Origin of the sequence: Microbacterium sp. SCN 69-37 (assembly GCF_001724435.1) — a bacterium.
GTDB lineage: Bacteria > Actinomycetota > Actinomycetes > Actinomycetales > Microbacteriaceae > Microbacterium > Microbacterium laevaniformans.
In genome coordinates this window covers 35,503-48,394 of record NZ_MEEL01000031.1, presented here as the reverse complement: position 1 = coordinate 48,394, position 12,892 = coordinate 35,503, and the positions used below count along the sequence as shown (strand labels likewise).

General features: G+C 70.5%; 10 protein-coding genes. 7 read left to right on the top strand and 3 right to left on the bottom strand.

Features of this window, described 5'->3' with window-relative positions; genetic code table 11:
• Positions 1-88: 88 nt before the first annotated feature.
• The gene (aspS, locus tag ABS64_RS09710; RefSeq protein ID WP_043340328.1) at positions 89-1,429 is read right to left on the bottom strand and encodes an aspartate--tRNA(Asn) ligase; all 1,341 of its coding nucleotides are present in this window, start codon (positions 1,427-1,429) and stop codon (positions 89-91) included.
• 77 nt (positions 1,430-1,506) lie between these two features.
• Here aspS and ABS64_RS09705 point away from each other — a divergent pair, with 77 nt between their 5' ends.
• From ABS64_RS09705 to ccsB, 6 genes are all read left to right on the top strand, one after another.
• Positions 1,507-2,163, top strand: coding sequence for a DedA family protein (locus tag ABS64_RS09705; protein WP_292683250.1), 657 nt, complete (start codon positions 1,507-1,509; stop codon positions 2,161-2,163).
• A 69-nt stretch (positions 2,164-2,232) separates the two neighbouring features.
• Positions 2,233-2,862 (top strand): histidine phosphatase family protein, encoded by a 630-nt coding sequence (locus ABS64_RS09700; protein ID WP_292683247.1) that lies wholly within the window; start codon positions 2,233-2,235, stop codon positions 2,860-2,862.
• On the top strand, positions 2,859-3,470 hold the full coding sequence (locus tag ABS64_RS09695) for a TlpA disulfide reductase family protein (RefSeq protein ID WP_288121509.1): 612 nt from the start codon (positions 2,859-2,861) through the stop codon (positions 3,468-3,470). Before ABS64_RS09700 ends, ABS64_RS09695 begins: the two co-directional genes overlap by 4 nt.
• Positions 3,467-4,219, top strand: coding sequence for a cytochrome c biogenesis protein CcdA (locus ABS64_RS09690; protein WP_005049801.1), 753 nt, complete (start codon positions 3,467-3,469; stop codon positions 4,217-4,219). Before ABS64_RS09695 ends, ABS64_RS09690 begins: the two co-directional genes overlap by 4 nt.
• Positions 4,200-5,969: a cytochrome c biogenesis protein ResB gene (locus tag ABS64_RS09685; RefSeq protein ID WP_292683242.1), complete on the top strand. Its 1,770-nt coding sequence runs from the start codon at positions 4,200-4,202 to the stop codon at positions 5,967-5,969. Before ABS64_RS09690 ends, ABS64_RS09685 begins: the two co-directional genes overlap by 20 nt.
• 39 nt (positions 5,970-6,008) lie before the next feature.
• Positions 6,009-7,091: a c-type cytochrome biogenesis protein CcsB gene (gene ccsB / locus ABS64_RS09680; protein ID WP_292683238.1), complete on the top strand. Its 1,083-nt coding sequence runs from the start codon at positions 6,009-6,011 to the stop codon at positions 7,089-7,091.
• 111 nt (positions 7,092-7,202) lie between these two features.
• Here ccsB and ABS64_RS09675 read toward each other — a convergent pair whose 3' ends face one another.
• Positions 7,203-9,164 carry a YhgE/Pip family protein gene (locus ABS64_RS09675; RefSeq protein WP_292683236.1) on the bottom strand — a complete coding sequence of 654 codons (1,962 nt, stop codon included), beginning with the start codon at positions 9,162-9,164 and terminating at the stop codon, positions 7,203-7,205.
• Positions 9,161-12,052 carry an MMPL family transporter gene (locus ABS64_RS09670; protein WP_292683234.1) on the bottom strand — a complete coding sequence of 964 codons (2,892 nt, stop codon included), beginning with the start codon at positions 12,050-12,052 and terminating at the stop codon, positions 9,161-9,163. Before ABS64_RS09670 ends, ABS64_RS09675 begins: the two co-directional genes overlap by 4 nt.
• Positions 12,053-12,228: 176 nt before the next feature.
• Here ABS64_RS09670 and ABS64_RS09665 point away from each other — a divergent pair, with 176 nt between their 5' ends.
• Complete coding sequence (locus tag ABS64_RS09665; protein ID WP_292683231.1) at positions 12,229-12,888, top strand: TetR/AcrR family transcriptional regulator; 660 nt, start codon at positions 12,229-12,231, stop codon at positions 12,886-12,888.
• Positions 12,889-12,892 lie beyond the last annotated feature (4 nt).

The following is a 12,892-nucleotide window of genomic DNA, read 5'->3' as shown; positions in this document are numbered from 1 at the left end:
TGTCGAGCATTCGAAGCGGCGGTGAACCGCCGGTGACGGAGCGGTGACGTCTTGCGGGTCGCGGGGAGACATCACCGCGGGCTGTCGGTCAGGGGGCGAGGCGCGTCGGCCCGCGGAAGAGGAACGTCACCTCGCGGATCGAGTCCTGGCCGAGCATGAGCATCAGCACGCGCGCGAGGCCCATGCCGAAGCCGCCGTGGGGCGGGATGCCGTAGCGGAAGAAGTCGAGGTAGTGCTCGAGTCCCTCCAGTGACAGGCCCTTCTCGAGCGCCTGGGCCTCCAGCACCTCGATGCGGTGCTCACGCTGTGCGCCCGTGGTGATCTCGGTGCCCTGGAACAGCAGGTCGTAGCTGTTCGTGAGCCCGGTCTCGGGGTTGCGCATGTGGTAGAACGGGCGGATCTCGGGGTGGTAGTCGGTGATGAACACGAACTGGTGCCCGTAGGTCTCACGCACGTGGGCCGAGATCTGACGCTCGCCCTCGGGGTCGAGGTCGCCGTCGGTGCGGGGGATGTCGTAGCCGCGGGCCTTGACGATCTCGCGCGCCTCGGCGAGCGGAATCCGCGGGAAGGGGAGCGTCGGCACGACGACGTCGATGTCGAACAGCTCCGCGATCTCGTCGCCGTGCTTGTCCTTGACGGCCTGGAAGGCGGCGGCGAGCAGCTCCTCCTGCATCGCGGCCACGTCTTCGTAGGAGTCGATCCAGCTGATCTCGGCGTCGATCGAGGTGAACTCGGTGGCGTGGCGGCTCGTGAAGCTCGGGTCGGCGCGGAAGACGTCGCCGATCTCGAACACCTTGCCGAAGCCGGCGGCCTGGGCCATCTGCTTGAAGTGCTGCGGGCTCTGCGCGAGGTAGGCCGTCTGGTCGCCGAAATACTCCAGAGCGAACAGCTCGGCGTTGCCCTCGGCGGGAGTCGACATGAGCTTGGGGGAGTGGATCTCGACGTAGTCGCGCTCCACCCAGTAGGTGCGCATCGCGTGCTCGAGCGTCGTCTGGATGCGGAAGACGAGGTTGTTGCGGCGCTGACGCAGGTCGATGAAGCGCCAGTCCATGCGCTTGTCGAGGCCGCTGTCGGCGGCGATCGGCGTCTCGGGCAACGCCGCGGCGGCGATCTCCAGCGTCGCGATCTTGATCTCGACGCCGCCGAGCTTGACGCGCTCGTCGTGCTTGAGTTCGCCGGTGACCGTCAGGAAGGTGCCGGTGGACAGTTCCGAGATCAGCGCGGTGAGCGCGAGAGCCGCGGCATCCTGCTCCGCCCCGTCCGGGTCGGGACGGGTCGCGGGGTTCACGAGCTGGACGGCGCCGGTCTCGTCGCGGAGGATGACGAACTGCACCTTCTTCTGATCGCGGACGGTCTCCACCCATCCGGACACCGAGACGGTGCCGTCTTCGCGGGACTGCAGCTGGCTGACGAGGGTGCGTTCACTCACGAGGGACCAGTCTACGTGGGTGGGGTGTCCCGGCATCCGCCCAGGTTCTCATCGCCCGCCCTCGCTACCGTCGCTGTATGGCGATGGCATCGGACGGCTCCTGGCTCACCACCCTCGTCGACGCCGTCGTCGGCCTCATGAACCTCATCGGCGCTCCCGGCGCGGGGCTGGCGATCGCCCTCGAGAACCTGTTCCCACCGCTTCCCAGCGAGGTCATCCTCCCGATGGCGGGCCTGGCCGCCGCCCGCGGGTCGTTCACGCTGTTCGAGGCGCTGGCGTGCACCACCGCCGGCTCGGTCGTCGGCGCCTTCGCGCTCTACGCCCTGGGCGCGGGGCTCGGCATCGATCGCCTCCGCGCGCTCGTGCGACGGATGCCGCTGCTGAAGGTCGATGACGTCGACCGGACCGTCGCGTGGTTCCAGCGCCACGGCGGCAAGGCCGTCTTCTTCGGGCGCATGCTGCCGATCTTCCGGAGCCTCATCTCCATCCCCGCGGGCGTCACGCGCATGCCGCTGTGGCGCTTCGGCCTGCTGACCTTGGCGGGATCGTTCATCTGGAACGCCGTCTTCGTCCTCTCCGGCTATCTGCTGGGCGATCAGTGGCACATCGTCGAGGACTACGCGGGCGTGCTGCAGTACGCGGTGATCGCGGTCGCGGCGACGGCCCTCGTCTGGTTCGCCGTGAACCGCGCGCGCCGGCTGCGCGGTGCGTCGGCCGACAGCGACCCGGCCTGAACGTCCGCCGCCCGGGACCGTCGTCCGCTCTCAGCCCGGCCACAGATCTGCCCCGCGTAGACTGACGGGGTGCCCGCTGACCGCCTCCACCTCGTGCGCCATGGCGAGGTCCACAACCCGGGGCGGGTGCTGTACGGGCGACTTCCGAACTTCCGGTTGAGTGGCGCGGGGCGCGAGATGGCTCGCAGCGCCGCCGTCTACCTGCAGGGCTCGGCCAGGCCCGTCAGCGCCCTCTACGCCTCGCCGTTGCAGCGCACCCAGGAATCGGCGGAGCCCGTCGCCGAGGCCTTCGCGCTCGACCCGATCATCGATGAGCGCGTGATCGAGCCCACCAACGTCTTCGAGGGCAAGCGCATGACACGTGCCGTGCTCAATCCCCTCAACTGGCGACACCTCGCGCGCCCCGAGATCCCCAGCTGGGGCGAGCCGTACGCCGAGGTCGTCGCCCGCATGGATGCCGCGATGAACGAAGCCTGGAACGATGCCGACGGGGGCGACGTCGTCATCGTCTCCCACCAGCTGCCGATCTGGGTCACGCATCTGTCGGTGGCCGGTCAGCCGCTGCGCCACGACCCGCGCAAGCGCCGCTGTGCCCTCTCGAGCATCACCAGTTTCGAGCGCGCCGGCAGCGGCTGGCGCGAAGTCGACTACGCCGAGCCGGCCTCGACGGCTCACGCGGTGGATGTGGGAGCGGTATGAAGCATCGGACGATCGCTCGCGTCGCGGCATCCCTTCTCGCCCTCGCGCTCGGCGCGGGCCTGGCGGGATGCAGCAGCGCGAATGACGACCTCGCCAACCAGTACAAGCAGGGCGACGGCAAGGGTTACATCTCCGGCGACGGCAGCGTGCAGGAGATCGCGCCCGCCGACCGCGGCGGTGCGGTCTCGTTCAGCGGCACCGCGGTCGACGGGGCCACCGTCACCAACGCCGACTACGTCGACAAGGTGCTGGTCCTCAACTTCTGGTACGCCAACTGCGGCCCCTGCCGCGCGGAGGCGCCGACGCTCGAGAGCACCTACCAGGCGGTGCAGCCGGCCGGTGCCGAGTTCCTCGGTGTGAACATCTACGACGGGCCCGAGGGCGCGAAGGCGTTCGACGAGAAGTACGGCATCACCTACCCGTCGCTGCTCGCCAAGGACGACGCCGACCTCAAGCTCGCGTTCGCCTCCTGGACGCCGCTGCAGTCGGTGCCGATCACCCTCGTGCTCGACCGGCAGGGCCGCGTCGCGGCGCGATTCATCGGCCGCGTCGAGAGCGAGTCGATCCTCAAGACGATCATCAACGACGTCGTCGCGGAGACCACGTGAGCGACGTCGTCTTCAGCGGCGCGCTCTGGCTCGCGATCCCCATCGCGATGCTCGCGGGTCTCGTGTCGTTCCTGTCGCCGTGCGTGCTGCCGCTCGTGCCCGGCTACCTCGGGTTCCTCGGCGGTGCCTCCGGGGGAGCCGGCAGCCGCAGCGGTCGTCCGACGCGCACCGGCCGCGGCCGGTTGCTGCTGGGGGTGGTGCTGTTCATCGCCGGGTTCACGGTCGTCTTCGTCGCGATGGGGGTGCTCGCCGGAACCCTCGGCCGCTTCTTCCTCCAGTACGGCGAGGTGCTCACCCGCGTGCTAGGCGTCGTCGTGATCATCATGGGCCTCGTCTTCCTCGGGCTGTTCGGCTTCGCGCAGCGCACGATGAAGCCGCAGGTGCGCAGCGGTCTGGGACTGGTCGGCGCGCCGCTGCTGGGCGTGGCGATGGGCATCGGCTGGGCGCCGTGCATCGGCCCGACCTACGCGGCGATCCTCTCGATCTCCCTCACCCAGGCCGACCCGACCCGCGCGGTGCTGCTCGCCGTCGCGTACTCGCTGGGTCTCGGCATCCCGTTCCTGCTGCTCGCGGTGGGCTTCGGGTGGGCGACCCGCTCGGTGGCGTTCCTGCGTCGCCACATCCGCGTCGTCAACATCATCGGCGGCGTGCTTCTGATCGTGCTCGGGCTGCTCATGGTCACCGGGCTCTGGACCGCGGCGATGTCGCAGCTCACGGGGGTGATCGGCGGTGTCGAACTCCCGCTCTGACGGCACGGGCACCAGCGATCCGCTGCGTCCGGCCGACCACGCGGATGCCGCGACGCCCGCCGCCGCCATCGCCCAGCCGCAGCTGGGCGTGATCGGCTGGCTACGGTGGGGCTGGCGGCAGCTGACGAGCATGCGCACGGCGCTCGTGCTGCTGCTGCTGCTCGCGATCGCGGCGATTCCGGGTTCGATCGTGCCCCAGCGCACCGCCGACCCCAACGGCGTGCTGCAGTACAAGACCGACAACCCGGGCCTGTTCCCGATCCTCGACGGTCTGCAGCTGTTCGACGTGTACTCGTCGGTGTGGTTCTCGGCGATCTACATCCTGCTGTTCATCTCGCTGATCGGCTGCGTGATCCCGCGCACCAAGCACCACTTCAATGCCCTGCGTGCCCGTCCGCCGCGCACGCCCGCGCGCATGTCGCGCTTGGACGACCACGCCGAGGCGGAGCGCATCGTCGCCCCGGGGCAGGATGCCGAGGCGGCCGCCGTCGCCGCGGTCGAGCTCGCTCAGGCCCAGCTGCGCAAGGCCGGCTACCGCGTCGAGCGCTATGACACCGCCGCGACGGCGAAGCGGCCCGCGACGGCATCCGTGTCGGCCGAACGCGGCTACGCCCGTGAGACCGGCAACCTCGTCTTCCACGCTGCGCTCGTCGGCGTGCTCATCTCGGTCGGCGTCGGGGGCGGCCTCACCTATACGGGCCAGACCGTCATCGTCGAGGGCGACAGCTTCGTCAACTCCCTCGGCCTCGGCTACACCTCGTTCAACCCCGGGCGCTTCGTCGACACGAACGCGCTGCCGCCGTATTCGCTGACCCTCGACAGCTTCGACGTGAACTATGTGCCGGTCGGGGAGGCGGGCCAGGGACAGGCCGGCGACTTCGCCGCGAACCTCACCACCCGCGAGCCGGGCCACGACCCGCAGCAGCGGACCGTGCGGGTCAACCACCCCATCGACATGGCCGGCGACCGCGTCTACCTCATGGGCAACGGCTACGCGCCGACCATCACGGTGCGAAACCCCGCGGGCGACGTCGTGCTGCACGAGGACGTCGAGTTCCTGCCGCAGGGCGCGACGATGACCTCGCTCGGCGTCATCAAAATTCCCGACGGGCTGTCGCAGCAGGTCGGTCTCGTCGGGTTCTTCTATCCGACGGCGGCAAAACTGCACTCGGGCGCGTTGACGTCGGCGTACCCGTCGCTGGCGAACCCGCTGCTCACCCTCGACGTGTACACGGGCGACCTCGGCATCGACGACGGCACGCCCCGCAACGTCTACGCGCTGGATGTCAGCGGCATGACGCAGCTGACGGGCCGCAAGATCGACGTCCCCTCGCTCGAGCTGGCGCCGGGGCAGACCGTCGATCTGCCGAACGGTCTCGGCACGATCACGTTCGACGACGCGACCGCCAGCGGGGCCCGCGAGCAGGTCAAGCGCTACGTGTCCCTGTCGATCCACCGCGACGTCGGCGCGCCGTGGGTGCTCGGCTTCGCGATCGTCGCCCTGACGGGGCTGCTCGCGGCGCTGTTCATCCCGCGCCGGCGCATGTGGGTCAAGGCGACGCCCGGCGACGGCGTCGTGCACCTGGAGTACGCGGGCCTCGCGCGCGGGGAGGACCCCGCGATCGCGGTGGCCGTCGCCGACCTCGTCCGCGACCACGGCGCCGCGATGGATGCCGCGGGCACGGCCGGGTCGGCGGGCGAAGCGGTCGCGGCATCCGAGGGTCGGGCTGGCGGCCCCGGCCGGCCGTGACCGGTCCAGCGTGCAGCACGCCGACGTAGACTGATCGTCATGCCCGACGGCCTCCCTCTCGACGAAATCTCCCGGCTCCTCGTGTGGACCGCAGTGGCAATCTACGCGCTCGCGTTCATCGCCTACGCGATCGACCTCGGGCGCCGCTCCGACATCGCGATCCAGCAGAAGGATGCCGCGAAGCAGCGCGAGCTCGTCGGCGCGGGCGTCTCGGCATCCGCATCCACTGCTCTCGGCGGGTCTCTCGACGAGATGCGGGCCGAGCAGCAGGCGGCCAAGGCGGAGCTGGAAGCGCCGCTCGCCCGCCGCGCGCGCTACCTGTGGGCGCGCATCGGAACCTCGTTGACGGTGCTCGGCTTCCTCTTCCACGTCGCCGGCGACGTGCTGCGCGGCGTCGCCTCGGGGCGTGTGCCGTGGTCGAACATGTACGAGTTCGCCCTCACGGGAACGATGCTGATCGTCGCCGTCTACCTGGTGGTGCTGTTCAAGTACGACCTGCGCTTCCTCGGCACCTTCATCACCGGGCTCGTCGTCGTGCTGCTGGGCGGCACCGTGATCTGGTTCTACACCGCCGTCGTCCCGCTGTCCGACCCGCTGAAGAGCGTGTGGCTGGTGATCCACGTGTTCGTCGCGTCGCTGGCCACCGCGCTGTTCGCCCTCGCCTTCGCGCTGTCGGTGCTGCAGCTGATGCAGACCCGCCGCGAGCGGCTGGCGATCGCCGCCCTGTCGGCGCCGGAGGAGGGCGGAGCCGCTGCGGCCACCTCCACGCCGCGCCGCCGTGGCCTGCGCTTCCTGCGGACGCTGCCGGCCGGCGATGTCCTGGAGGCTCTCGCCTACCGGTTCACGATCATCGGCTTCATCTTCTGGACCTTCACCCTCATCGCCGGCTCGATCTGGGCCAACGACGCGTGGGGACGCTACTGGGGCTTCGACACGAAGGAAGTGTGGACCTTCGTCATCTGGGTGCTCTACGCCGGTTACATCCACGCGCGGGCGACGCGCGGCTGGCGAGGCACGCGTTCGGCGTGGCTGTCCATCGTCGGCTTCGCCGCGGTGATGTTCAACTTCACGATCGTGAACCTCTTCTTCAAAGGCCTGCACGTCTACAGCGGCCTGAACTGAGCCCGCGCCGCCGGCGGCGCGCGCGTTCAGTTGGCGCGCGCGCCGGCATCCGGGGAGTTCTTTCCGGCGCCCGCGCCAACTCAGCCCTTCGCGGGTCCGCTGGGCGGGCTGTCAGGCCAGGGCGGGGGGTGCGGCGAGCAATGCCCGCGTGTTCGCCGTCCGGCGGCGGGTCACCGCGATCGTCGTCGCGACGAACGCCAGTGCCGCCCACGCGATCATGCCGGCGAGCCCCGCACCGAGCCCACCGGCGGAGGTGATCGCCGCCAGCAGCGCGGTGTAGGCGGGGGCGGTGGGCATGACTGCGGCGACCGAGGCGAGGATGCCGGGGATGGTCGAGACGATGCCGGTCGCCACCGCGAGCACCCCCACGAGCGTCGAGATCCAGCGACCCGCGCCCCCGAAGATCGCGACGAGCGCCTGGTTGACCGCCGCGAAGGAGACGCCCGCGACGACGGCGAGACCGGCGAAGGCGAACCAGGTGCCGGCGTCGTAGTTCGCCGCGATCTGGGCGACCCCCGCGACCAGCAGGCCCTGGGCGGCCCCGATGCCGGCGGCCGGTGCGAGACTGCGCAGGGCCAGGAGCACCGACGGACGCCGCGAGCTCAGCGCGTGCCGCGGCACGGCCTGAAGTGCGATGAACGAGCCGAGACCCCCGAACCACAGCGCGAGCATCGCCAGGAGCGGGATCGCCGACGCGCCGAAGAGGTTGGTGCCGATGCCGTCCGCGCTCACCGGGTTCGCGACGACCTTGGCGGTCGCGTCGGCCTGCTGCTGCGAGTAGGTGGGGATCTGCGAGACCGCCGAGTCCAGGCCCTGCGCCAGCGAGCTGGACCCGGTGGCGAGCTGATTCACACCGGTGCTGAGCTGGGTCGCGCCGTCGGCGAGCTGCGAAGCTCCGTCGGCGAGCTGCGAGGCGCCCGTCGACAGTCCTGTGGCGCCGGTGGCGGCCTGGCCGATGCCGCCGGCGAGCTGGCCGAGGCCGGACTGCAGCGACTGCGCCCCTCCGGCGAGCTGGTTCACGCCCTTCACCGCCTCGGGGACGGCCTCGTTCTTCAGGCCGTTCGCGTACCCCGCCGCGTAGCCGGCGTTGGTCGCGGAGCTCTGGACGTCCGTCGCCAACGTCAGCAGCGCGGCGCAGGTGGGCGTCTGGACCGGCGACGCCGGGTTGCAGGCGTTCTCCACGAGCTGCTTCTGGTACTTCGCCGCGAGCTCTTGCGTCGCCGCCGCTGCCGCCGACGCGTACTGCGCCGTGGTCGACACCGTGCCGCCGAGAGTGTTCGGAGTCGTGGCGGTGAACTGCGCCGACAGCTGGTTCAGCCCGTCGGCGAGCTGACCTGCTCCCGCCGCGGAGCCGGTGGCCCCGGTCGCCAGCTTGTCGAGACCCGACGACAGGTCGCTCGCCCCCGTGCCGAGCTGACCTGCGCCCGAGGCGAGAGCGGTCGCGCCGCTGGGCAGCTGAGCGGCTCCGTTGGCCGCCTGCTGCGCGCCGCTGGCGAGCTGGTCGGCACCGCCGGCGGCCTGACCGAGCTGGTCGTGCAGGTTCGTGAAGCCCATGAGCACGTTGGTGAGGTACTGCTGTGACACGGCGCTGCCGAACACGGATGCCGCGGTCTGCGTGATCGTCGCGGTGATCGCGCCGTCGACGACGCGGCCGTCCGGAGCGGTCTGGACCTGGATCGTGGCCTTCTCGGGCGTCTTCCCCGGTGCGGTCGAGGTCGCGGCGGCGGAGAAGTTCTCCGGAATCGTGATCACCGCGTCGTAGCTGCCGTCGGCGAGGCCGGCGGCCGCGTCGTCGGTGTTGGAGATCACCCAGTCGAGGTTGCTGGGCACATCGGGAGAGCCCTCCACCAGACCCGCGGTGAGCTGGCGGCCCAGCGGAGCCGTCTGCCCGTTGATCGTGACCGGCTTGTCGTTGTTGACGATCGCGGCGCGCACGTTGTCGAGGCGCTCGGTGGGGTTGTAGAGCGCCGCGAGCAGGATGCCGCCGATCAGCACGGGCAGCAGGAGCACGCCGAGCAGCGTGAGCCAGGTGACGGGGCGACGGGAGCGGGCGCGTTCGAGGGAGAGAGTCATGCGGAGATCACCTGCGTGGGAGAGTCGGCGGTGCCGGTGGTGAGGGCCAGCGCGGTCACGCTCTGGCGGTGGGCGTCGGCGAGCACGTCGAGGGCGGGGCCCTCGCGACGGGCGGAGGCGACGATGGTGAGCGGATGGGCGGGAGCACCGCTGCGGGTGGTGCGGGCGGCGGCGCGCTCCTGCGCGTCGCGCAGCAGCGCGGCAGCCTGATCGCGATCGGCGCCGGTCAAGGTGTCGAGACCGTCGATGACGACCATCGTGGTTCCGCCGGCGAGCGCCCGGCGCAGCTCGGTGAGGGGCGCGGCGGCGCCCTCGAGCAGGGCGACACCGACGTGCGCGCGCACCCAGGCGCCGCGTCCGGGCAGCAGGTGACCCGCGACGCGCAGGCGTCCCTCGCTCGGGTCGACCCGGCCCGCGACGGTGAGGACGAAGGCGCGACCGGCGCGCGGATCGGCCGCGGTCGCCAGGAGCGTGCCGCCCTGCTCGAGGCGGATGGAGGAGGAGCGGAAGAGCGTGATGTCGCCGACCCCCTTGCCGCCCTCGACGCGGACCGACAGGTCGTCTGCGGCCAGCGCGCCGGTGTAGTCGGGCTCCGGCCAGGCGGTCAGCGCGAGCTCGCGTTCGACGGCCTCGCCCTCGATATCGAAGTGCGGCAGTGCGCGGTCGAGCCACCTCGGCATCCACCAGGCCTTCTCGCCCAGCAGTGCCATGATCGCCGGTCCGAGCGTCATTCGCACGAGGAACGCATCGACGGCGATGCCGACGGCGAGTCCGAGCGCGATCGGTTTGATCGACGTATCGCCTTCGGGGATGAAGGCCGCGAAGACGGCGAACATGATGACCGCGGCGGCGGTCACCACGCGCGCCGACGCCGTGAAGCCGCTGCGCACCGCCCCGACGGCCGTCTGCCGATCGGCCCGTCCGCCGCGAGCGCGCCGGGTGTGCACGTAGTCCTCGCGCATGCGGGAGACGAGGAAGACCTCGTAGTCCATCGCGAGCCCGAACAGCACGCCCATGAGGATGATCGGCATGAAGCTGATCACCGGTCCGGTGCGCGTCACGTGCAGCGCGTCGGCCAGCCAGCCCCACTCGAACACCGCCGCGACGGCGCCGAACGCGGCGAGGATCGACAGCAGGTAGCCCAGGGTCGCCTTCAGCGGCACCCAGATCGAGCGGAACACGATCATCAGCAGGATGAACGACAGGCCGACGACGAAAAGGCCGAACGGCAGCAGGGCGGCCCCCAGGCGGTCGGAGATGTCGATCGCGATCGCCGTGAAGCCGGTGACCTTGAGGTCGATGCCGTACTTCTGCAGCCATTCGTCGTGGTGGGCGCGCAGCTCCCGCACGAGGTCGGCCGTCTGCGGGGCATCCGGTGCCGTGGTCGGCACGATCTGGACGAGACCCGTGTCGGCGGTCTGGTTCGGGGTGGACAGGGCGACCGTCTTCACGCCGGGGATCTTCTCGACGTCGGCCTTCAGGTCCGCCATGAGCGTCAGTGGGTCGGTCGAGGTGACGATCGTACCGGTGAGAATGAGCGGCCCGTTCGCGCCCGGCCCGAAGTGCTCGGCGGTCAGGTCGTAGGCCTGCCGCGCTTCGCTGGAGGCGGGCTGCATTCCCGCGTTCGGCAGGGCGAGCTGCAGGCTCGACGCGGGAATCGCCGCGATGCCGAGCACCAGGATCACCGACAGGGCGCTGACGACCGGATGCCGGGTCACGAGCGCCACCCACGGGTTCGTCTTCTTCGAAGCTGCCGACGCCGCCGGTGCGGCGCTGTCCTCGGCATCCCCCCGCGTGCGCGCCGCGCGGCGGCGGCGCCCGAACGGGATGCCGCGCCCCAGACCCCGCGGCCAGCCGGCGACGCGGCCCTTGGCGAAGCCGAGGAGCGCCGGGGTGAGGGTGACGGCGACGGCGACCGCGACGGCGACGGCGCCCGCGGCGGCCAGACCCATCGTGGTGAGGAAGGGGATGCCGGCAAAACCCAGACCGACGAGCGCGATCAGCACCGTGACGCCGGCGAACATGACGGCGGAGCCGGCCGTGCCGGTCGCGCGCGCGGCGGACTCCTCGGGATCGATACCGGCGCGCACCTGGTCTTGATGTCGCGCGACGATGAACAGCGCGTAGTCGATGCCGACGGCCAACCCGAGCATGATCGCGAGCATCGGCGTCGTGGAGGACACCGTCGCGAAGGCCGTCGAGGCGAAGATCAGTACGACCGAGAGCACCACCCCGATGATCGCGCTGACGAGGGGGAACCACGCGACGGCGAGGGAGCGGAACGTGATGATGAGCACGAACAGCGCCACGAGCACGCCGATGACCTCCGTCACCGACAGGCTGGGCAGCGAGATCGAGAACAGATCACCACCGACCACGACCGTGGATCCGGCCGGCAGGGCTGCGCCGAGACTCGTCGCCATGTCTTGAAGGGCGGTCTTCGTGGCGGCGGGGACGTTGGTGACACTGCCCTCGAACTGCAGGCGGATGAGCGCGGCCTGGCCGTCGTCGCTGACCATGCCGGTCACGTTCTTGTTGAACGGATCGGTGACCGCCAGCACGCCGTCGAGCTTTCCGAGATCGGTGACGGTCGTCGCGATCTGGTCGTTGTAGGGCGCGTCGTCGACGTGTTGACCGGGCGCCGCCACGATCACGTACTGCGCACTGGTGCCGGCGGCCTGAGGGAAGGTGCGGTTGAGAAGCTCCAGGCCCTCCTGCCCTTCGGTCCCTGGGATGGAGAAGGAGTTGTCGAACCCCTTCACGGCGCCGGTGGCGACACCCACCCCGACGGCGCCGCCGATCACGCCCAGCAGCAGCAGCCACGACATGAGGACCCGCCAGGAGTGGCGGTACGACCAGCGGCCGAGCGAAAACAGAAGTGTGGACACGGGGTGCTCCGGTTCAGACGTTCGGGACAGTGACGGACAGGGAATGTTCGATACACCGCTGTATCCGATACACAGATGTATCCTAAGAGCAGGGATTCGCGCAATCCTGAGCACTCGATGTGAACTGAGACGCGACAGCGACGGCGGCGCCGCCGTCGTCAACGGAGGGAGGGACAGTGACCGACGTCGCCGACCGCACGGATGCCGGCCGCCCGCCCAGCCAACGCCGGGAGCAGACCCGCGCTCGCCTGCTGGATGCCGCCCACGAGGTCTTCTCGGAGGTCGGCATGGACGCCGCCTCCGTGGAGGCGATCTGCGAACGGGCCGGCTTCACGCGCGGTGCGTTCTACTCCAACTTCGAGACGAAGGACGAGCTGTTCCTGGCGCTCGTCACGCGACTGTCGGACGCCAAGCTGGACGCGGTGGAGAGTCGAGTGCAGCGCCTCTCACCCGACGGCCAGATCGACATCTCCGATCTCGTCGGACATCTCGGAGCCCCGTTCGGCGAGGAGATGGACCCGCACCTGCTGACCGAGATCCGCGCGCAGGCTCTGCGTGACCAGCGTCTGGCCGAGGCCTTCCTCACCCTGCAGCGCCGCGTGCTCGAACGGATCGAGGGCTTTCTGCAGCACATCGTCGCGACCTACGACCTCACCCTGCGGATGCCGGTGCGCGACGCGGCGCGCGTGCTCCTGGACGTCTCGAACGAGACCTGCACGACGGCCACCCTGGAGGGCAAGTCCTCCGATCGCGTCACGGACGACCTTCGTCGCCGTATCGAAGCCCTGGTGCCGGCGATCGTCGCCGACGGCGGCGCCGCGGTGTTCCGCTCCTAGACGC